Here is a 19974-nt window from a genome sequence, read left to right as displayed (position 1 = left end):
GCCCCGGCCGGGTCCTCCCCCCGGGCACGGTCCGCCCCGAGTGCCGGGGCCTGTCCCGGGCTGCCGTACGCCTGGACGCGCCGGCCGTGGCCGACCGGCTGGATTCGGCCCTCGCCGAGCACGGCCTGGTCACCGCCTGGGAGGAGGTCATGGCGCCGGCCCTGCACGCTGTCGGCCGCAAGTGGGCCACGGCCGGCGAGCGCTATGTGGAGGTCGAGCACCTGCTGTCCTGGCACATCTCCGGAGCCCTCCACCGGATCCGCCCGCGCCCCGCCCCGCCGCGCACCCCGCCCGTCCTGCTGGCCTGCGTCCCCGGCGAGCAGCACACCCTGCCCATCGAGGCCCTGACCGCGGCCCTGGGCGAACGGGGCGTGCCGACCCGGACGTTCGGGGCTGCCCTGCCCGCAGAAGCCCTCCACGACGCCGTGCGGCGTACCGGCCCGCGGGCCGTCGTGCTGTGGGCGCAGTCCCGTACGACCGCCGACCGCGCCCTGGCCCGCTCGGTGGCCGGAATCGAATGGGGGCTGCGCGGGGCCCGCACCCGTTCGGTGCTGTTCCTCGCCGGGCCCGGCTGGGGCGCCGGCCCGGCCGTCCCGCACACGGGGCGGCTGCTCGGGCTGCGCTCGGCACTGGAGCTCATCGCCCCGCCGGCACCGCCTCCGGGACCGCTTCCGGGGCAGCCTCCGGGAGAGTCCGCCGCAACCGGTCCAGGGCCCTGCGCATATGGCTCTTGACGGTGCCGAGCGGCAGCCCCGTGCGGTCCGCGATCTGGGTCTGGGTGAGGTCCCCGTAGAAGGCCAGCCGCAGCACCCGCTGCTGTGCCGACGGCAGCCGGGCCAGCTCGCCGAGGACGAGGAGCCGGTCCACCGTCTGGTCCGCCTCCCCGAGCCGCGCGCTCCCCGGAATCCCGGCCGTCCAGGGGGCCGCGCCCGCCGCCCGCGCCGCGGCGGCCGCCGCCAGCGCCCGCCGGGTCCGCGCATCGAGGGCGTCGGCGACCTTGTGCCGGGTGATGCCGGTCAGCCACGCGCCGAAGCCACCGGGCCCGGGCCGGTAGCGGCCCCGCCCGCGCCAGGCCGCGAGGAACACCTGCTGGGTGACGTCCTCGGCCTCCCGCTCGTCGCCCAGGCCCCGGCGGGCGAGTCCCTGGACCAGGGGCCGCCAGCGCCGGTACACGGCCTCCACGCAACGCTCGTCGCCGGCCGCGAACCCGGCGGCGAGCCACTCCTCGCGCTCCACTGCCTCCATGCACCGACCCTCGCGAGCACCCGCCGACCGTGCCAGCCGCAGCGTTTCCGCATCGATTGCCGGCGGGTACGCGCCGGACCGGCCGACCGCGACCGGACCGGCTATCGTCCGGAGGGTGAGTGACCTGCTGCTGGTGAGGCACGGCGAGACCGAGTGGAGTGCCACGGGCCGGCACACCGGGAGCACCGACGTCCCGCTGACCGCCGACGGCGCCGACCAGGCGGTCTCCCTGGCCCCGTACTTCCTGGGCCGGCAGCCGGCGCTGGTGCTGACCAGCCCGCTGCACCGGGCCGTCGCCACCGCCCGCCTCGCCGGGCTGACGGCCGACGACGCGGACCCCGACCTGTGCGAGTGGGACTACGGCGGCTACGAGGGCGTCACCACCGAGGAGATCCGGCTGATCCGGCCGGACTGGTCCCTGTGGCGGGACGGGGTCCCGCCCGGCGGCCCCGGGCACCCCGGCGAGAACGCGGCCCAGGTCAGCGCCCGGGCGGACCGCGTCCTGGCCCGTGTGGCCCCCGTCCTCGCCGCGGACCGCGGCGACGCCGTCCTCGTCGCGCACGGCCACTTCCTGCGCGTCCTGACCGCCCGCTACCTGCGGCTGCCGCCGGAGGACGGCCGGCTCTTCCTGCTGCGCACGGGCACCGTCAGCGTGCTGTCCACCGAGCACGGGCTCCCGGTGATCTCCGGCTGGAACACCCGTCCCTGACCAGCCGATCGGCAGAGAAGGCCGTCGGTGTCCCCGTACGCGCACGTAGCCGGTCGTGTACGGCGACCCCGGACTCCTGCGGGCCCCCGGATCCGGGGCCCCGGTCACCACGTCGGCGGCGCGGCCGATCATGCGCGCGTGCTCGACGGCCTCGTCCGCCGCCTCCGGCGTGGTGCGCGCCGCGCACTCGGCCCGGTGCTGTTCGAGGAACCCGGTGAGCCGCAGCACCCCGCGCAGCGGTCCGAGGTCCTCGTGCGGGGCGCCGGGATCAGGTGCTCCGGGGTACGGGCGTGTGCGGTCAGCCGGTGCGTGATGCCGACGGGCACGGCGGTGCCCCCTCCACTCGTGCACCGCGTCCGGGTGGTTCCCTGCCCGGCATACCCGCCCGTGATCCCGAGGACGACTCCGTCGGCGCCGGCCCGGCGGTATTCGGCCAGTCGGCCAGTGGACGATCGGCCATCGGCCGGTCGGTCAGGCCGGCTCCGGTTGGTGCAATGGCTCCCACACGGCCGACCAAGGCCCGCTCTCACTGGGCCAATGGCCCAGTGATCCGGTGCCCGTTTGAGCCGACGGGCCGGGAGGTGCTTATCTGTGTCGTATCCATGTACTTTCGGCGCCGCGCAGCGCCGGGCGGCAACGAGGCCGGCCGGGGCGCGGTGCCTTCGCTGTGCCCGCGCACCGCCCACCACCCCCGGGCCGGTCGCCGGGCCGGCGCGCACCACCTTGAGGGGGGCGGCACACCGCCGTGAAGAGGATGTTCGTGGCTCCGGATCCGGGGCTCGTGAGACTGCGCAACTCGCTGCGGGCCGTGCTCGGCGTCGGCCTCGCCGTGGCGGTGGCCGAATCGTGCGGCCTGTCCCTGACGGCGTCCATCACCGGTGGCCTGGCGGCCCTGCTCGCGCTCTTCACCGTGCTCGACGGCAGCGTGCGCGCCCAGCGCGTGACGACCGCGCTGCTGCCCGTCGCAGGGTTCCCCGTCCTGGCGCTGGCCACCACCCTGCACGGCATGCCGTACGCCCGCGATGCCGCCTTCCTCGCCATCGTCTTCGCCGGGGTCTACGCCCGCCGCTTCGGGCCGCGGGGGCACGCCCTCGGGATCTTCGCCTTCATGATGTTCTTCGTCACGCAGTTCCTGCACGCCCTGCCGGCGCAACTGCCCGAGCTGTACGCAGCCGTCGGCCTGGCCCTGCTCGCCTCCGCCGCGGTGCGGTTCGCGCTGTGGCCCATCGAGCGGCGCACGCCGCCCGCGCCCGTACCGCCCGCCCTGCCGGGCACCGGCCTGGCCCGGCCGGCCACCCGGCAGGCCTTCCAGACCACCGCCGCCTGCGCCTTCGCCCTCGCCGTCGGCCAGGCGCTCTCCGAGGACCGCTGGTACTGGGCCGTCGGCACCGCCTGGTGGATCTTCGTCAACACCGCCTCCCGCGGCGAGACCCTCGTGCGCGGCTTCCGCCGGGTCCTGGGCACGGTCCTCGGCATCGCCGCCGGACTGCTGATCGCCGTACCGCTGCACGGGGCCCCCGCGCCCACCGCCGCGCTCGTCGCCGTGTGCGTCTTCGGGATCTTCTACACGGCCGCCCCCTCGTACTCCTGGATGATGTTCTTCGTCACCGTGATGGCGGGCCTGCTGTACGGGCTCCTCGGAGTCCTGCACCCCGGTCTGCTGCTGCTGCGCTTCCAGGAGACCGCGGTCGGCGCGCTGGGCGCCGCGCTCGCCGTGGCCCTGATCCTCCCGGTGACCACGCACGCCGCCAACGACGCCTGGATCCAGCGGGCCCTGTACTGCGTGCGCGCCGCCACCTCGGCCGCCCTCGACCGGCTCGCCGGCGACCCGGAGGCGGACCCCGCCCCGCACGCAGCCGAACTCGAGCTGCTCCTGGGCCGCGCCCGCGCGGCCCTCGCCCCGCTCGTCCACCCGCTCAGCCCGCTGCGCGCCCGCAAGGCCCGCGCCCGGCAGGTCCTCGCGCTGCTCGACGACTGCGCCCGCGAGGTCCGCGGTCTCGTGGCCGTCGCCGCCGACCCGCAGGCCTCGCACGACGCCCGGCTCGCCGCCGCCTGCTGGCGGGTGGAGGCGGCCGTGGAGGCACTGACCGGAGCCGACGACACGGCCCGACCCGACCGGCCCGCCGTCCCGGGACCCGCCCCCGCGGAGCCGGCCCTCGTACACCTGCACGGCCTGGAGCACGCACTGGTGGCCCTCCGCGCCCCGCTGCGCACGGACCCCCGCGCCCCGCTCGTCATGTCGGCCTGACGCCGGATCGTACGCCGCGTCAGTTCCGCCCCGCAGGCCGTTCGCCGCAGGACCACCCGGTGGTGTGTTCCGGCCACTCTTGCCGCACCCGGTTGACCTGCGGCATGTACAACGGGTGATTGTTCACCGCACATTCATGCGGCACGTACAGGGTGGATCTGTCCGGACAGGGGGTAACGGCCCGGGATGGAAATACTTCGGGAACGCTCGACCGCCGACCAGGTGTGGCAAGCGGCAGAGGAGTTCGTCCTGCTCTTCCATCGGGAGAATCCGCAGGCGGGGGACCCGCGCCGACGGCTCGCCGATGTGCGGGCCGAACTCGCGGACACCGGAACCTACCGGCACACCGACCGGGAACTGGCTCACGGGGCCCGCGTCGCCTGGCGCAACAGCAACCGCTGCATAGGCCGGCTGTACTGGAACTCGCTGCGCGTCCGCGACCGCCGCGACCTGACCGACGCCGACGCTATCGCCGCCGAATGCTTCCAGCACCTGCGCGAGGCCACCAACGGCGGCCGGGTCAGGCCCACCATCACCGTCTTCGCCCCGGACAACCCGGACCGCCCCGGTCCGGTGATCTGGAGCGAGCAGCTGATCCGGTACGCCGGCTACGGCGACCACCCGTCGATCACCGTCGGCGACGCCCGCAACGCTCCGCTCACCGGCGCCCTCCGCGCCCTCGGCTGGAGCGGCGGCGCCGGCACGCCCTTCGACCTGCTGCCGCTGGTCGTCCAGGGGGTCGACGACAAGCCCCGCTGGTTCGACACCCCCGCCGACGCCGTGATGGAGGTGCCGATCGAGCACCCGGACGACCCCGGCTGGGCGGAGTGGGGGCTGCGGTGGCACGCCGTTCCGGCCATTTCCAACATGTGCCTGGAGATCGGCGGGATCCACTACCCGGCCGCGCCGTTCAACGGCTGGTACATGGGCACCGAGATCGGCGCCCGCAACCTCGCCGACACCGACCGCTACAACCTCCTCCCCGCGGTCGGCCGCCGCCTGGGACTCGACACCTCCAGCGACCGCTCCCTGTGGAAGGACCGCGCCCTGGTCGAGCTCAACCGGGCCGTGCTGCACTCCTTCGACCGGGCGGGGGTCACCATCGCCGACCACCACAGCGAGTCCCGGCGGTTCCTCTCCCACGTGGCGCGGGAGGAGCACAAGGGGCGCGAGGTGGGGGCGGACTGGTCCTGGATCGTGCCGCCGATCTCGGGCGCCGCGACCCCGGTCTTCCACCGCACGTACGAGGACCGGCCCAGCGCGACGACGTACGTGCACCACGTCGGCGCCGTGGAACGCGCACAGGGCCGGGACTTGGTCTAGTCCGGTCTAGACCTTCTGTCACGGTCGTTCCGGACGGATCCGGAACGGCGGAGAGGAGCATCCCCTGAGCGGCACGGACGATACGCCTGGCGTGCAGGGCGCTGCCGGCCCGGAACGGTCCGGCGGCCGCGGGTTCCGCGTCCGCATCGGCTCGTTCACCTCGGGAGGCGGCCCCGGCATCACCACCGCGGCCGTCGACCCGCGCACCGGGGCGCTGACCCTCCTGTCCGCCACCGACGAGCTCGCCGACCCCTCCTACCTGGCCTTCGACCAGGGCACCGGCGTGCTGTACGCCGTGAGCGAGACCGAGTGGGGGACGGTCGGCGCCTTCCGGACCACCCCCGGGGGACTCCACGCCCTCGGCCCCGCCGTCCCGGTGGGCGGCTCCGGGCCCACCCACGTCAGCGTCGCCGGGCGCAGGCTGCTGACCGCCAACTACACCTCCGGCAGTGTCAGCAGCCTCCCCATCGCCGCCGACGGGAGTCTGTCCGGGCCCGCCCGGGTCCTCGTCCACCGGGCAGCGGCCCCGACGCGAGCCGCCAGGAGCGGCCGCACGCCCACCAGGTCCTGCCGGACCCCGGCGGCCGCTGGGTGTTGAGCGTCGACCTCGGCACCGACTCCGTACGGGTGTGCGGGCCGGACGAGACCGCCGGGGGGCTCCGGCTGCACGCCGAGACCGCCCTGCGGCCAGGCTCGGGGCCGCGCCACCTCGCCTTCCACCCGGACGGCCGGACGGTCTACGTGCTGCACGAACTGGAGCCGCAGCTGACCGTCTGCCGCTGGGATCCGGGTGCCGGGCGGCTGGAGCCGGCCCTCGAGGTTCCGCTCGCCCTGGAGGGCCTTCCGGAGGGCGTACGGGCCTACCCCTCGGCCGTGGTGGCCGCGCCCGACGGGTCCGCGGTCTGGGTCGCCGTCCGCGGCGCCGACACCATCGCCGCCTTCTCGCTCGCCGACGGGGCCGACAGGCCCCGGCTCACCGGCAGCGTGCCCTGCGGCGGCAGCCGGCCGCGCGATCTCGCGGCCGACCCCTCGGGGCGCCGGCTGTACGCGGCCAACGAGCACTCCGGGGACGTCACCTGGTTCGCCGTGGACCGGCGGACCGGGCTGCCGATCCGGGCCGGCTCGGTGGCCGTCCCCGCGGCCGCCTGCGTGGTCTTCGCCTGACCGGTACCCCTACGGCCGGTACGCCCGTATCCCACGGAGGCCGGAATGCGCGAGGGCCCGCGCCCCGGTGCGGGGAGCGGGCCCTGGTACGGAACGGGGGAGCCGGATCAGTGGGCGGCGGCCGCGCCCTGGCTGATTCCGAGGGCGGCGGAGTACTGGGTCACGACGAGCTTGCCCAGCGCGCCGTACGCGCCCAGCACCTCGGCGACCGCGCAGTCGGCCTCCTTGGCCGCCGTGTCCAGCAGCCCGTCGGCGGCCTCCGGGCCGATCAGGTACGGCGCCAGCGCGAGCTGCGTCGAGCCCTCGCTGCGCAGCTGCTCGGCGACCGCGGCCACCGAGCCCTCCTGGTCCAGCGCAGCGGCCTTGACCGGCACCGCGAGGCGGGCGGCCAGCAGCATGCCGGTCACCCCGGCGACCTGCACGGCCTCCTCGCCGCCGGTGGTGGCCACGATGATGCCGTCGGCGGCGGTGGTCACGGTGAACAGGCGGGCGCGGTCTGCGCGGGCCAGGCCAGCCTCCGACAGGCGCACGTGCAGGCCCTCGGCGAGCAGCGGGTGCGGGCCGAGCACCTCGGCCAGCTCCACGGCGGCCGAGGAGTCCATCACGGCCTGGCGGATCCGGCGCAGCAGGTCGGCGTCGGGGCCGGCCAGCAGCGGCACCACGACGGCGTCCGGGCCGGTCGGCTCGGAGACCTCGTGCCCGGCGGAGCGGGCGAACTCGGCGCGCGCGACGCGCTCGCCCGCGACCGCGGTCAGCACGGTCGACAGCGACGGGAACTCGGCGGCGTCGTCGGCCTCACCCTCCAGGAAGCCGATACGGGCCTCCAGGCCGGGCAGCTCGGAGCGGCCGATGCTGATGATCTCTTCCGCGAGACCCCGCGACGCGGCCGAAGGAGCACCGGGCACGGCGAGCACCAGCGTGGGCGCTCCCTCGGGGGCCACCGCGGGCTCGGGCCGGCGGTGGCGTCCGGTCTGGCGGGGTCGCGGCATTCGTACGGGCAGGCCATTTGCGGGCCCAGTGGGGGAGCTCATGGCGCCGCATGCTACTGGCTTATCGCAACCAGGTGTTCGGCCAGGGTCCACGAGGGCGGCATCTGTCCGTATTTATCCGATGAATGTCGTATACGGTTCAACCGAACATCAAACGGCGCACATCAACCGGCGGGGGGCAGCTGCCAGTCCACCGGCTGCGCACCCTGCCGGACCAGGAGGTCGTTGGCCCTGCTGAACGGCCTTGACCCGAAGAACCCGTTGTCGGCGGACATGGGGGAGGGGTGGACCGACTCCACGGCCGGCAAGTCGCCCAGCAGCGGCCGCACATTGCGGGCGGGTCGGCCCCACAGGATCGACACCAGCGGCTTGCCGCGCGCCGCGAGCGCCCGGATCGCCTGCTCGGTGACCGCCTCCCAGCCCTTGCCCTGGTGGGCGTTGGGCTTGCGCGGGGCCGTGGTGAGCGAGCGGTTGAGCAGCAACACGCCCTGGCGGGCCCACGGGGTGAGGTCGCCGTTGGCGGGGCGCGGCACGCCGAGGTCGGCGTACAGCTCGCGGAAGATGTTCTCCAGGCTCGGCGGCAGCGGGCGCACGTCGGGCGCCACCGAGAAGGACAGGCCCATCGCGTGCCCCGGGGTGGGGTACGGGTCCTGGCCGACGATGAGCACCCTCACCTCGTCGAAGGGCTGCTGGAACGCCCGCAGGACGTTCGCCCCGGACGGAAGGTAGGTTCTGCCTGCCGCGATCTCGGTGCGCAGGAAGTCGCCCATCGCGGCGATCTGCGCCGCCACCGGCTCCAGAGCGCGGGCCCAGCCCGGCTCGACGATTTCGTTCAACGGTCGTGCTGCCACAGCGAGTCACTCTACTGGCCCAATCGCCGACCCGGCGCCGCTGCCCCCGCGGCACCCCGTCTCAACCGCCCGTGCTGCCGCGGCCGTCCAGCACCGCCGCCCGTACGCACAGCACGTCCGGCAGGTGTTCGGCGAGGAGATTCCAGCTCTCCCCTTCGTCGTCGCTGGCGTACAGCTCGCCGTTGCGGTTGCCGAAGTAGATGCCGGCCGGGTCGGCGTCGTCCGTGCACAGGGCGTCGCGCAGCACCGTGCCGTAGTGGTCCCCGTCCGGGAGCCCGCGGGTGAGCGGCTCCCAGGTGGCGCCCGCGTCCCGGGTGCGGAAGACGCGGCAGCGGTGCTCTGCGGGGACCCGGTCGGAGTCGGCGTTGAGCGGGAATACGTACGCGGTCCCGGGGCGGTGCGGGTGCGCGGCGACGGCGAAGCCGAAGTCGGAGGGCAGGCCGCCGCCGATGTCGGTCCACTGCCCGCCCGCGTCGTCACTGCGGTACACGCCCCAGTGGTTCTGCAGGTACAGCCGGCCCCGGTCGCCGGCGTCCTGGACGACCTTGTGGACGCACTGGCCGAATTCCGGATGCCGGTCCGGCAGGAACACCGCCGAGACACCGCGGTTGGACGGGGCCCAGCTGGCGCCGCCGTCCAGGGTGCGGAACACGCCCGCGGTGGACACCGCCACCGTCACCGCGTCCGGGTCCGCCGGGTCGGTCAGGACCGTGTGCAGTCCCTCGCCCCCGCCGCCCGGCATCCAGCTCTTGCGGGTCGGGTGCTCCCACAGCGCGCGGACCAGCTCGAAGGACCTGCCGCGGTCCGTCGAGCGGAACAGGGCGGCGGGCTCGGTGCCCGCGTACACGACATCCGGCGCCTCGGGCCCGGCCGGATGCAGCTGCCAGACCCGCTCCAGCGAGGCCCCGGTGTCCTGCGGGAAGCGGACGGCGGGCGCGGCCGGCTCCTGCCAGCTCGCCCCCAGGTCGTCGGAGGTGAACACCGACGGCCCCCAGTGGGAGCTGTCCCCGGCGACGAGCAGCCGGGGCGCCGGCCCGCGCCGGTCGATCGCGGCCGCGTACACCGCCTGCGCGTTGAAGTGCGGCCCCTCGAACCGCCATGCGCCGGCTCCGGCCTCCCTGCGGCCGATGAAAAGCCCCTTGCGCGTCCCCGCGAGGAGCAGCACCTCTGCCATCGTCGACACCTCCGGCTTCTCCGACTTCTCCGACCGCCGTCCCGGCCGTCGTGCGAGCGTCTTCCGGCCAGTCTGCACCCGCCCACCGACGCCGGCCCGGCGGCCGCACCGCGGCCCTGTCCGGCTGATCGGCATCGACCGGCAGGTGCGTGAAAGTGTGGCTACTTGATCGTAGGAGGGCGAAAGGGGTTGACTTCCAGCCTCAGCCACTGCTCGCGAGAGGCACTACGTGGTCACAGAGCACCTTTCCCCGCTCGACCTCGCCTTCTGGCGGATCGAGTCCGCCGACCACCCCATGCATCTCGGCGCCCTCGCGGTCTTCGAGGCCGCCGCCCAGGACCCCGGCCCCGCCTCCCGCTCCCGCTCCGGCTCCGGCCGGGGCGCGGGCCCCGGCTCCGGCCCCGGGAAGGACTCCGAACCCGACGCGGCGGCCCGCGCCGCCGCACTCCTCACCACCCGCTGCACGCGCGTGCCCCGCCTGCGCCGCCGGATCCACGACGTCCTGCTGCCCGTCGGCGCGGCCGCCTGGGCGCCCGACGGGGACTTCGACCCGGCCCGGCACGTGTTCCTCGTCCGCACCCCCGACCCGCGGGCCGCGGCCGGCCCGCTCATGGCCCGGCCGCTCGACCGGAGCCGGCCGCCCTGGGAGGCCCACGTCCTGGCCGGGCCCGACCCGCGCTCCTTCGCCGTCCTGTTCAAGTTCCACCACGCCCTCGCCGACGGGCTGGCCGCCCTCGCCCTCGCGGCCACCCTCTTCGACGAGGGCCCGCCGGGACGCGGGCCCGCGCGCCGGCAGCCCGAACCTCCGGCCCACGCCCCCGCACTGCGCGAACTCCCCGGCCTTCTGGCCACGCGTATCCAGGGCGTCGGACAGGCCCTGGAGATCGGCGCGGCCATGGCCCGCTCCGGCCTGCCCCTCCCCGTCCCCGCCGCCCTGACCGCGGGCGCCGGCGGGACCGGCACCCGCGCCGTCGCCGGCCTCGCCCTCGCCCTGGACGACGTCAACCGGATCCGCAAGGTCGCCGGCGGCACCGTCAACGACGTGCTGATCACCCTGGTCGCGGGGGGCCTGAGGCGCTGGCTCGCCGGGCGTGGCGACACCGTGCCCGAGGGGCCCGGCCCGCGCGCCCTGATACCGGTATCCCGCCGCAGGCCCGGCGCCGGCGCACGGTACGGCAACCGGCTCTCCGGCTACCTGCTGCGGCTCCCGATCGAGGAACCGGACCCGCTGCGCCGGCTGGAGCGGGTACGGACCGGGATGGACCGCAACAAGGAGGCCGGGCCCACGCGGGGCGCCGGTGCCGTCGCCCTGCTCGCCGACCACGTGCACCCGCTCGGCCACCGCCTGGGCGGTCCGCTGGTCGCCCAGGCGGCCCGGCTGCTGTTCGACATCCTGGTCACCAGCGTCCCGCTGCCCGGCTTCACCTTCACCCTCGGTGGCAGCCGGGTCCGGGAGGTCTACCCGCTCGCCCCGCTGGCCTGCGGACACGCACTCGCCGTCGCCGTGTCCACGTACAAGGACACGGTCCACTACGGGCTGGTCGCCGACGCGGCAGCCGTACCGGACCTGGCGGCCCTCGCGGAGGCCTTGCAGGAAGAGCTCGACGCCCTGGTCCGAGAGGTCTCCTAGCCGCCGCCCCGGCCGTCGGCGGGCGGCGGGACCGGGACCCCGCCCAGGGCCGACCCGGGACCGGGGCCCCGCCCGGGCCGACCCGGGACCGGGCACCCCACCCAGGGCCGGGCCGTCCCCACCCAGGGCCGGGCCGTCCCCGCCCAGGGCCGGGCCGGGACACGGACCGGACCCGGCCCCACGGCCGCGGCGGCGCGCCCCGGGTCCGGGACGCCGGGCGCGGCATCCGGCTTCGCGAGACCGTCTGGCGGCTGGTGGGGACCCCTGCCGCGGCACGTACCGCGCCGACCGGCGCCGCGGCTGGGGGCGGGCCTTGGGGCGCTGGTCCCGGCGCGGTGGCTGCGGGAGGTCGGCGGGCGTGGCCGCGCGCCCCCGAGTGTCGGCTCCGGCACGGCGGCTGCGGAGGTCGGCCGCCGGACACTCGCCTCGGGAGGTCTGCCGCCGCGCACTCGCCTCAGGAGGTCTGCCGCCGGGGTTCCGGGTGGCGGGCGCAGCGCGGGGATCGGCGTCAGCCTGGGGTGCTCGCGGTGATGCCGGCCGCGCCCAGCAGGCCGGCCCAGTCCGGGATCTTCACCGAGTGCCGGCCCAGCGAATGCCCGAGCCGGGCCTCGGCCGCCTCGATCGCCAGCCACCCCGGCCACTCCACCGGATGCAGCCCTGCAGCGCGCAGCGCCTCCAGTGGGTCGTCCGGGAGGTCCCGCCGGGCCAGCGCCCCCGCGTCCTGGAGCAGGGAGGAGGCCGTCTCCTTCGCGCAGGGCCGGTTGGTGCCGATCACGCCGGTCGGGCCGCGCTTGATCCAGCCGGCCACGTACTCGCCGACCGAGGCCCGGCCGGCGCGCACCACCCGGCCCGCCGCGTGCGGGACGGTGGCGGTGGCCGGGTCGAAGGGCAGGCCGGGCAGCGGAACGCCCTGGTAGCCCACCGAGCGCAGCACCAGCTGCGCCTCCACGTCCTCGTACGCGCCGGTTCCGGTCATCCCGCCGCGGCCGTCCGGGGCGGTCCGCTCGAAGCGCACCGCCGTGACGCGGCCGTCGGGGCCGCCGAGCACCTCGACCGGGCGCAGATGGAACCGGAGCGTGATCCGCCGCTCCGCGTCTCCGGCGGGACCGGGGGCCTGCTCCGCCCAGCCCCGCAGCACCTCCAGGTTGCGCCGGGCCACGGCGGGCAGTGCGGCGGCGGCCGCCGGGCCGCCCGCGTAGGCGGGGTCGATCGCCAGCTCGGCCGGGTCCACCCGGACGGCCACGCCGGGCAGTGTGCCCAGCTCCCGCAGCTCCTTGGTGGTGAACTTGCCCTGCGAGGGGCCGCGCCGGGCCACCATCGACACCGAGCGCACCCCGCTGTCCGCGAGGACGCCGAGCGCCGGCTGCGGCATGTCGGTGGGCGCGAGCTCCGGTTCGCCGCGGGCCAGCATCCGCGTCACGTCCACGGCCACGTTGCCCGCCCCGACGACCACCGCCGAGCGGACCCCCGACAGGTCGAAGCCCTCGCCCGCCGCGTCCGGGTGCCCGCTGTACCAGGCCACGAAGGACGTCGCGGAGCGCACCCCGGCCAGCTCCTCGCCGGGGATGCCGAGCAGCCGGTCGCGTGCGGCGCCCACGCAGTACACCACCGCGTGGTACAGCTCCAGCATCCGCCCGGTGGGCAGCCGCTCCCCGCCGACCTCGACGTTGCCGAGGAAGCGGATCCGCTCGTCCTCCAGGACGGTGCGCAGGTTCCCCTGCAGCGATTTGATCTTCTCGTGGTCGGGGGCCACCCCGTACCGCACGAGCCCGTACGGGGCCGGCAGCCGGTCCAGGACGTCGACGCGCACGCCCGGCACCTCGCGCTGCTGGATCAGGGTCTGGGCGGCGTAGACCCCGCTGGGGCCCGAACCGACGACGGCGACACGAAGCACGGCGGAACTCCTCCCGCGGGGACTCCAGCATGGCACCGGGCGGGGCGGGAGTCAGCCCATCGCGCGCATTCGGTGGATCTCGGCGCTCTGGGTGGCGACGACCTCGTTGGCCATTTCCTCCACGGCCGTGTTGTTGCCGCCGGCCAGGGCCGCGCCGGCCATCGTGAGGGCGCCTTCGTGGTGGGCGGTCATCAGGGTGAGGAAGAGCCGGTCGAAGTCGGCGCCCCGGGCGGCGGCCAGGTCCTTCATCTGCTGCTCGGTCGCCATGCCGGGCATGGCTCCGTGGCCGGTCCCGTGGCCGCCGTCATTGCCGCCGCCGTGGCCGTCGTCGTGGCCGCCCGCGGTCGTGGCCGCGGCGGGTGCGGGGTGCCGGGCCAGCCAGGCCTGCATGACGGCGATCTCGGGCTGCTGGGCGGCGGCGATGCGCTCGGCGAGCCGTTTGACCCCGTCGGCCCGGGCGCGGGTCGGGGCGAGGGCGGTCATGTCGAGGGCTTGCCGGTGGTGCTCGACCATGCCCCGGACGTAGGCGCGGTCGGCTGCGTTGGGGCTGTCGTCCGGCCGGTTCCGGGCGGCTTCGCCGGGGGAGAGGGTGCGGGCCTTCTCGCCCGGCCGACCGGGGGCGATGACCGGGGGCCCGTCGGCCCGGTCGTCCCCGTCGGGGCCGCCCCGGCAGCCGGCGAGGGCGAGGAGGACTCCTGCGGCGGCGACCGCCCGGATGATTCGACCGGGTAACCCCTTTGCCATGTCCATGGTAAGGAACATACTGCGTGGGTCCTCATTCCGTTCCCACCCGGAGCGGAATCGACCGGACCTCATGGGAGGCCACAGTGACCTCGCAACACACCAGCGGGCTGCCCCGCAGAAGGCGCGCCGGCCGACGGGCCCCGGGCGTGCTCGCCGTCGCGGCCGGACTGCTCGCGGCGTTCCTGTCCGCCGGGCCCGCGTCCGCCACCCCCGACCCGGGCGAGTTACTCCCCGGGGGCGACTTCCCGCGCAGCTCGTCCCCCGCCACCGGACGGGAACCGGCCCCCGGCGAGATCCCGGGCCAGGACCAGGTCGTCCACAGCGGCAACATCAAGCCACTGACCAACATCCCCAGTTCGTTCCCGGACGCCGTCAACTCCGACCTGGCCTTCCAGGGCCGATACGCCTACGCCGGCAACTACAACGGCTTCACGATCTACGACATCGCCGACCCCAAGGCGCCGAAGACCGTCAGCACGGTGCTCTGCCCCGGCGGTCAGAACGACGTCTCCGTCCATGGTGACCTGCTCTTCCTCTCCACCGACTCCTCCCGCAGCGACGACTCCTGCAACAGCGTGTCGCAGCCCGCCACGGAGAAGTCCTCCTGGGAGGGCATCAAGATCTTCGACATCAAGGACAAGAAGCACCCGCGGTACATCAAGTCCGTCGAGACCGCCTGCGGTTCGCACACCCACTCCTTGGTGCCGAGCGGCCCGGACATCTACGTCTACGTCGCCTCGTACTCGCCGAACGAGGCCTTCCCGGACTGCCGGCCCCCGCACGACGGCATCTCCGTGATCAAGGTCCCGCGCAAGGCCCCGACCCGGGCGGCCGTCGTCGCCTTCCCCGTCCTCTTCCCGGACGGCGGCAACCCGGGCGCGCCCGCCAACCCCGGCGTCTCCAAGACCACGGGCTGCCACGACATCACCGTGCTGCCTTCGAAGAAGCTGGCCGCGGGCGCCTGCATGGGCGACGGCATCCTCTTCGACATCGCCGACCCGGAGCGGCCGCGGGTCATCGACCGGGTCCAGGACAACGTGAACTTCGCGTTCTGGCACTCGGCGACCTTCAACCAGAGGGCCGACAAGGTGGTGTTCACCGACGAGCTCGGCGGCGGTGGCGGCGCCACCTGCAACGAGGCCACCGGCCCCAACCGGGGAGCCGACGGCATCTACGACATCACCGGCCGCGGCGACCAGCGCAAGCTCGTCTTCCGCAGCTACTTCAAGATCCCGCGCCACCAGGCCGACACCGAGAACTGCGTCGCCCACAACGGCTCCCTGGTCCCGGCCCTCGGCCGCGACATCATGGTCCAGGCCTGGTACCAGGGCGGTGTCTCCGTCTGGGACTTCACCGACTCGACCCGGCCCAAGGAGATCGGCTACTTCGAACGCGGCCCGCTCGCCCCCGGCTCCCTGTCGATCGGCGGCTCCTGGTCTGCGTACTACTACAACGGGCACATCTACTCGAACGACATCGCCAAGGGCCTCGACGTGCTCCGGATTGACGACTGGCGCACCGAGAGCGCGAAATGGGTACGGCTGGACCGGCTCAACGTCCAGACCCAGCCCGAGTACCGCTGACGCCAACCGGTGGACACCGGGGCGGGTCGTCGGGCCCGCCCCGGTGGGCCGGGGCAGGATGCGCCCATGGCATCCAAGGCCCCAGTCCCCGGGAGCGCGGTGAAGCCGGGGGTCGTGCTGCTGACCTTCGCCTCGGGGCAGTTCCTGATGGCGCTGGACAGTTCGGTCATGAACGTCTCGATCGCGTCGGTCGCCAAGGACGTCGGAACCACCGTGACCGGGATCCAGGGGGCGATCACCGCCTACACCCTGGTCATGGCCATGTGCATGATCCCCGGTGGCAAGGTCGGCGTGCTCATCGGCCGCAAGCGCGCCTTCATGACGGGCTGCGTCATCTACGGCTGCGGATCCCTGACGACCGCGCTCGCCCCCGACCTCACCGTGCTCCTGATCGGATGGTCGTTCCTCGAAGGGGTCGGAGCCGCGCTGATCCTGCCCGCGATCGTCGCGCTGGTCGCGGGAAACTTCACCGCCGAGCGCCGTCCCGCGGCCTACGGGATCGTGGCCGCCGCGGGCGCCGTCGCGATCGCCGTCGGGCCGCTCGTCGGCGGAGTGGCGACCACGTACTTCTCCTGGCGCTGGGTCTTCGCCGGCGAGGTCGTCCTCGTGCTCGTCATCCTGTTCTTCGCACGCCGCGTATCCGACGCCCCGCCCGAGGCGCGGTCCCGGATCGACTTCACCGGAGCCCTCCTGTCCGCCCTCGGCCTCGGCACCTTCGTCTACGGCGTCCTGCGGTCCAGCGAATGGGGCTGGTTCGTCCCGAAGAGCGACGCACCCGCCTGGCTGGGCATCTCCCTCACCGTCTGGCTCGTCATGGCCGGCCTGCTCCTGATGAGGATCTTCCTCCGCTGGGAGGGCCGCCTCGTCGAACACGGGCAGGAACCGCTCCTGGACCCCGCCCTGTTCGGCAACCGGCAGCTCACCGGCGGCCTGACGATGTTCTTCTTCCAGTACCTCGTGCAGATGGGCGTGTTCTTCCTCGTCCCGCTCTACCTCTCCGTCGCCCTCGGCCTGTCCGCCCTCGAAACCGGCGCGCGGCTCCTGCCGCTCTCCCTGTCCCTGCTCGGCGCTGCGGTCCTGATCCCCAAGCTGCTCCCGCGGGTCTCCCCGCGCCGTGTGGTCCGTCTGGGCCTCCTTGCCCTGCTCGCCGGCGCGGTGGTGCTCCTCGTCGCGCTCGACGAGGACGCGGGCGCGGAAGTCGTGACGGTGCCGCTCCTGCTGATCGGGCTCGGAGTGGGGGCGCTCGCCTCCCAGCTCGGCGCGGTCACCGTCTCCGCGGTGCCGGACGAGCGGGCCGCGGAGGTCGGAGGGGTACAGAACGCCGTCACCAACCTCGGCTCCTCCATCGGGACGGCACTGGCCGGATCGATCCTGATCGCCACGCTCACGACCTCGTTCCTGACCGCCGTCGACCAGAACCCGGCGGTCCCGGACCAGGTCGTCGCCCAGGCCGCCGTCCAACTCGAAAGCGGTGCCGGCTTCGTGTCCGACGCCCAGCTGGAAAGCGCACTGGACGAGGCCGGCACCGATCCCGAGGTCGCCCGGGCTGCGATGGACGCGAACACCGAGGCACGGCTCGACGGCCTGCGGGCCGCGCTCGCCGTCCTCGCCCTCACGACCGTCCTCGCCCTCTTCCTCACCCAGCGGATCCCCGACCGCCAGCCCGGACCCCCGGCTCCGGCGCGGTAACGGGGCCGGTCCGGTCGGTCACCCCGGAGGGAGCCGCCGCCCGCCTTCCGGGGGGAGGTACTGAGGCGGGACGCCCAGCTCCCAGTCCAGCCCGTACCGCTGGAACAGCTCGGCCCGCAGCCGCGCCGCCGGCATCGGTGCACCCGGCAGCAGGACCGCCACCACCGCACCCATCAGCAGCGCCCGCAGCAGCGGGTAGTCGGTGTCCACGTCCGCCGAGCCGTACGCGGCCACGGTGTCCCGGAGGAGTGCCGCCAGCCGCTGCTGCTCCGGGCACTGCACGAACCCCTCGGCCTGCAGGATGCCCGCCATGTGCGTCCGCATCAGCAGCGGCTCGTCCCGCGCCAGCCCCAGCACCGCGTCGATGGCGCGGGCCAGCCGCTCGCGGCCGTCGGCGGTGTGCGGCTCCCGCTCCAGGGCGTCCTCCAGGGTGACGTGCATCAGCCGGTGCACCGCCGACTGAAGCAGCTGCCGCTTGCCGGGGAAGTAGTAGGAGACCAGGCCGCGGGCCGTGCCCGCGCGGTCGGCGATGTCGCCGAGGGTCGTGGCCTCGTAGCCCCGCTCGGCCACGAGCTCGACCGTGGCCTGGAGCAGCCGCTCCCGGGAACGTCTGCGCAATTCTTCATTGACCGATGCGCTGCGCGGGGACATGCTTACTCCTGCGTTGACTGGCTTCCAGCCAATATACTCAGCGCGCCGGGAACGCTGCTCTGCGCGACGCGGGGGATCGCGCAGGGCAGTCACGCCCGCAGTTCAGCGCGCGGCGGCTTTCGGCCGATTCCGCGGCCCCGGCCAGACGATCGCCGCAGCCGCCAGGGCCACGCCCAGCAGCCAGCCCGCCAGCACGTCGGACGGCCAGTGCACCCCCAGGTAGACCCGGGTGAAGCCCACCCCGAGCACCGAGACGGCGGCCAGCACCCACGCACCCCGCGCCCACGCCTTCGCAGCGGACGGCGGCAGCAGCCACAGCAGCATCCCGCACACCGCCGCCGCGGTCATGGCATGCCCGGAGGGGAAGGCCGCGAAGTGCGCCGCGTCCACCGGGTCCGGCCACAGCGGCCGGTCCCGGCCCACCGCTGCCTTCATACCCTGCGACACCACCGCGGCGGCCCCCGCGACCGCCGCGACCCGCACGGCGCGCACCCGGTCGCCCCCGCGCCACAGCCATGCGCAGGCCGCCGCCGCCAGGACGCGCATCGTCCAGGGGTCCCAGACCCAGTCGCTGAGCACCCGCATGAGCCCCGTGGTGCCGGGGCTGGTGACGGCGCTCGCATGCAGATCCCGCGCGACCAGCGCGTCCAGGCGCAGGAGCGGCTGCCACCGCGCCGCGACCAACACCGTCAGCAGGGCCGCGAGCACGGCGCAACCGATTCCCACCTGCCACACACGACCGCTCCGCATGCGGAAGATCCTTCCACCCTCCGGTCCACGGCGGCCGCCGGGCACCGGGGCGCGCCCAGGGCCGCAGCCGTTGCCGTGCCCCGGGACGCGTTCAGGCGAGCGCGCTCAACCCGGGTACGAACGCCACCAGCAGGGGGACCGCCGGCACCAGCGTGGCCAGCGCCGTCAGCCGCAGCCGACGGCCGGGCGACATCCGGGGCGGCGCCGCCAGCAGCCGCCGCACACGCTCCGGAACGTGCGGCTCCGGCGCGGGGGAGCGGCCGAACACCCCCCGGTCCTCGTTCAACCCGACCAGCGCGAGGGCGATCGTCAGCCGCCCGTAGCGGCGCGAGGCCACGTCGTCCGCGGCCAGTTCGACGAGCCGGACGATCTCCGCCTCGAACGCCGCGAACACCGGCACCTGCGGAAACCCCCCGGCCAGCGCCCGCGAGCAGTGCAGCAGCCAGTCGTGGCGGGCCGCCGCGTGCCCCTGCTCGTGCGCCAGCACGGCATCCAGCTGGCTGCCCTTCAGCCGCCCGAGCGCAGCCGTGGTCACCACCAGCTGCGGCGCCGCACCCGGCAGCCACCACGCCTCGGGCCGGGGCCCCTCCAGGACCACGAGCCGCGCCCCGGCCGGATCCTCCCCGGGCAGCAGGGGCGCCCGCACCAGCAGTTCGGCGCCCCGCGCCCGCCGTCCGGCCCGGGCCCGCAGCACCTCGCGGGCCAGCCGGAGGCCGGTCCACAGTCCGCCGCCCGCCAGCAGCAGTGCGGTGCCGACGGCCCACGGGCCGCCGGCCGGGCCCAGGGCGTAGGCGTCGACCACCCCGTGCGGGGCGGCCGCGAAGAGCCGGCCCCGTACGGCGTGCCAGGCGGCGGCCGCACTGAGCAGCATCGACAGGGCGAGGCACAGCAGGACCGCACCCACCGCGCACTGCCACACCCACAGGGCGACGACGGGCTCACGCTCGGGCCATTCGGCCCTGGCCAGCAGCCGGGGGGCGAGCACCGCGGTCACGGCGCCGAGCAACAGGAGAACGGCGGGGACCATCATGTCCGCCAGCCTATGAGCGTCGGACTACCTGCCGGTACGGACTCGGGCGATTGGTGACGCAGGACACGTTTCCCGGCGCCGCGCTGGACGCCGACCGCCCCTTCCGGAGCCTTTCGACGGCCGGTCACATGCCCAGCAGCATCGCCAACATCCCGATCCCCATGGCGAGTCGGCACGCCCGTGCGAACTCCGCCGACCCCGCCGCCGACCCGCCCGCGCCCGCCGTCGCCGACCCGCCCGCCGTCGCCGACCCGTCCGCTGCGCCCGCCGGCGGAGCCGCCGCCACCAGCCGTGCCCCAC

General features: G+C 75.0%; 16 protein-coding genes and 1 pseudogene. 8 read left to right on the top strand and 9 right to left on the bottom strand.

What is annotated here, in order from left to right:
• The coding region (locus tag HYE82_RS19480) for a B12-binding domain-containing protein (RefSeq protein WP_179175386.1) at nucleotides 1-734 on the top strand (734 nt) is incomplete at its 5' end.
• On the opposite strand, the gene HYE82_RS19475 is transcribed toward HYE82_RS19480, so the two are convergent.
• Complete coding sequence (locus tag HYE82_RS19475) at nucleotides 637-1245, bottom strand: RNA polymerase sigma factor (RefSeq protein ID WP_179175385.1); 609 nt, start codon at nucleotides 1243-1245, stop codon at nucleotides 637-639. The genes HYE82_RS19480 and HYE82_RS19475 overlap by 98 nt on opposite strands.
• Before the next feature lie 115 nt (nucleotides 1246-1360).
• Here HYE82_RS19475 and HYE82_RS19470 point away from each other — a divergent pair, with 115 nt between their 5' ends.
• From HYE82_RS19470 to HYE82_RS19455, 4 genes and pseudogenes are all read left to right on the top strand, one after another.
• The gene (locus tag HYE82_RS19470; protein WP_179175384.1) at nucleotides 1361-1954 is read left to right on the top strand and encodes a histidine phosphatase family protein; all 594 of its coding nucleotides are present in this window, start codon (nucleotides 1361-1363) and stop codon (nucleotides 1952-1954) included.
• A gap of 754 nt (nucleotides 1955-2708) precedes the next feature.
• Nucleotides 2709-4202: an FUSC family protein gene (locus tag HYE82_RS19465; RefSeq protein WP_179175383.1), complete on the top strand. Its 1494-nt coding sequence runs from the start codon at nucleotides 2709-2711 to the stop codon at nucleotides 4200-4202.
• 186 nt (nucleotides 4203-4388) lie between these two features.
• Nucleotides 4389-5525 carry a nitric oxide synthase oxygenase gene (locus HYE82_RS19460; protein WP_179175382.1) on the top strand — a complete coding sequence of 379 codons (1137 nt, stop codon included), beginning with the start codon at nucleotides 4389-4391 and terminating at the stop codon, nucleotides 5523-5525.
• Between the two features lie 91 nt (nucleotides 5526-5616).
• A pseudogene (locus HYE82_RS19455) lies at nucleotides 5617-6689 on the top strand (lactonase family protein).
• A gap of 107 nt (nucleotides 6690-6796) precedes the next feature.
• Here HYE82_RS19455 and HYE82_RS19450 read toward each other — a convergent pair.
• The 3 genes from HYE82_RS19450 to HYE82_RS19440 form a co-directional block, all read right to left on the bottom strand.
• A complete protein-coding gene (locus HYE82_RS19450) occupies nucleotides 6797-7720 on the bottom strand; it encodes a sirohydrochlorin chelatase (RefSeq protein ID WP_179175381.1) in 924 nt (307 codons plus the stop codon).
• A 122-nt stretch (nucleotides 7721-7842) separates the two neighbouring features.
• The gene (locus tag HYE82_RS19445; RefSeq protein WP_179175380.1) at nucleotides 7843-8529 is read right to left on the bottom strand and encodes a uracil-DNA glycosylase; all 687 of its coding nucleotides are present in this window, start codon (nucleotides 8527-8529) and stop codon (nucleotides 7843-7845) included.
• A 61-nt stretch (nucleotides 8530-8590) separates the two neighbouring features.
• Complete coding sequence (locus HYE82_RS19440) at nucleotides 8591-9703, bottom strand: sialidase family protein (RefSeq protein ID WP_179175379.1); 1113 nt, start codon at nucleotides 9701-9703, stop codon at nucleotides 8591-8593.
• Nucleotides 9704-9932: 229 nt separating this feature from the next.
• On the opposite strand from HYE82_RS19440, the gene HYE82_RS19435 reads away from it, so the two are divergent.
• Entirely contained in the window at nucleotides 9933-11333 is a 1401-nt protein-coding gene (locus HYE82_RS19435) for a wax ester/triacylglycerol synthase family O-acyltransferase (RefSeq protein WP_179175378.1), read from the top strand.
• Between the two features lie 508 nt (nucleotides 11334-11841).
• Here HYE82_RS19435 and HYE82_RS19430 read toward each other — a convergent pair.
• Nucleotides 11842-13227: an FAD-dependent oxidoreductase gene (locus HYE82_RS19430; protein WP_179175377.1), complete on the bottom strand. Its 1386-nt coding sequence runs from the start codon at nucleotides 13225-13227 to the stop codon at nucleotides 11842-11844.
• A 51-nt stretch (nucleotides 13228-13278) separates the two neighbouring features.
• Nucleotides 13279-13977 (bottom strand): DUF305 domain-containing protein, encoded by a 699-nt coding sequence (locus tag HYE82_RS19425; protein WP_179175376.1) that lies wholly within the window; start codon nucleotides 13975-13977, stop codon nucleotides 13279-13281.
• Between the two features lie 101 nt (nucleotides 13978-14078).
• On the opposite strand from HYE82_RS19425, the gene HYE82_RS19420 reads away from it, so the two are divergent.
• The gene (locus HYE82_RS19420) at nucleotides 14079-15554 is read left to right on the top strand and encodes an LVIVD repeat-containing protein (protein WP_179175387.1); all 1476 of its coding nucleotides are present in this window, start codon (nucleotides 14079-14081) and stop codon (nucleotides 15552-15554) included.
• Between the two features lie 66 nt (nucleotides 15555-15620).
• Nucleotides 15621-17243, top strand: a complete 1623-nt coding sequence (locus tag HYE82_RS19415; protein ID WP_179175375.1) for an MFS transporter — start codon at nucleotides 15621-15623, stop codon at nucleotides 17241-17243.
• An 18-nt stretch (nucleotides 17244-17261) separates the two neighbouring features.
• Here the strand turns inward: HYE82_RS19415 and HYE82_RS19410 are convergent, their stop codons facing one another.
• The 3 genes from HYE82_RS19410 to HYE82_RS19400 all read right to left on the bottom strand — a co-directional run bounded on the left by HYE82_RS19410 (nucleotide 17262) and on the right by HYE82_RS19400 (nucleotide 19674).
• Entirely contained in the window at nucleotides 17262-17894 is a 633-nt protein-coding gene (locus HYE82_RS19410; RefSeq protein WP_179175374.1) for a TetR/AcrR family transcriptional regulator, read from the bottom strand.
• 102 nt (nucleotides 17895-17996) lie between these two features.
• Complete coding sequence (locus HYE82_RS19405) at nucleotides 17997-18644, bottom strand: phosphatase PAP2 family protein (RefSeq protein ID WP_179175373.1); 648 nt, start codon at nucleotides 18642-18644, stop codon at nucleotides 17997-17999.
• 91 nt (nucleotides 18645-18735) lie between these two features.
• Nucleotides 18736-19674 carry a M56 family metallopeptidase gene (locus HYE82_RS19400; protein WP_179175372.1) on the bottom strand — a complete coding sequence of 313 codons (939 nt, stop codon included), beginning with the start codon at nucleotides 19672-19674 and terminating at the stop codon, nucleotides 18736-18738.
• Nucleotides 19675-19974: the final 300 nt, after the last annotated feature.

The sequence above is a fragment of the Streptomyces sp. BR123 genome (genome assembly GCF_013401435.1).
Taxonomy (GTDB): domain Bacteria; phylum Actinomycetota; class Actinomycetes; order Streptomycetales; family Streptomycetaceae; genus Streptomyces.
This window is presented reverse-complemented; position numbering and strand designations above follow the sequence as displayed.

Bases quoted from the DNA above. Each gene is read 5' to 3' on its own strand.
- HYE82_RS19440 (WP_179175379.1), bottom strand. From the start codon at position 9,703: ATGGCAGAGGTGCTGCTCCTCGCGGGGACGCGCAAGGGGCTTTTCATC.
- HYE82_RS19405 (WP_179175373.1), bottom strand. From the start codon at position 18,644: ATGCGGAGCGGTCGTGTGTGGCAGGTGGGAATCGGTTGCGCCGTGCTC.
- HYE82_RS19400 (WP_179175372.1), bottom strand. From the start codon at position 19,674: ATGATGGTCCCCGCCGTTCTCCTGTTGCTCGGCGCCGTGACCGCGGTG.
- HYE82_RS19410 (WP_179175374.1), bottom strand. From the start codon at position 17,894: ATGTCCCCGCGCAGCGCATCGGTCAATGAAGAATTGCGCAGACGTTCC.
- HYE82_RS19425 (WP_179175376.1), bottom strand. From the start codon at position 13,977: ATGGACATGGCAAAGGGGTTACCCGGTCGAATCATCCGGGCGGTCGCC.
- HYE82_RS19450 (WP_179175381.1), bottom strand. From the start codon at position 7,720: ATGAGCTCCCCCACTGGGCCCGCAAATGGCCTGCCCGTACGAATGCCG.
- HYE82_RS19415 (WP_179175375.1), top strand. From the start codon at position 15,621: ATGGCATCCAAGGCCCCAGTCCCCGGGAGCGCGGTGAAGCCGGGGGTC.
- HYE82_RS19460 (WP_179175382.1), top strand. From the start codon at position 4,389: ATGGAAATACTTCGGGAACGCTCGACCGCCGACCAGGTGTGGCAAGCG.
- HYE82_RS19465 (WP_179175383.1), top strand. From the start codon at position 2,709: ATGTTCGTGGCTCCGGATCCGGGGCTCGTGAGACTGCGCAACTCGCTG.
- HYE82_RS19475 (WP_179175385.1), bottom strand. From the start codon at position 1,245: ATGGAGGCAGTGGAGCGCGAGGAGTGGCTCGCCGCCGGGTTCGCGGCC.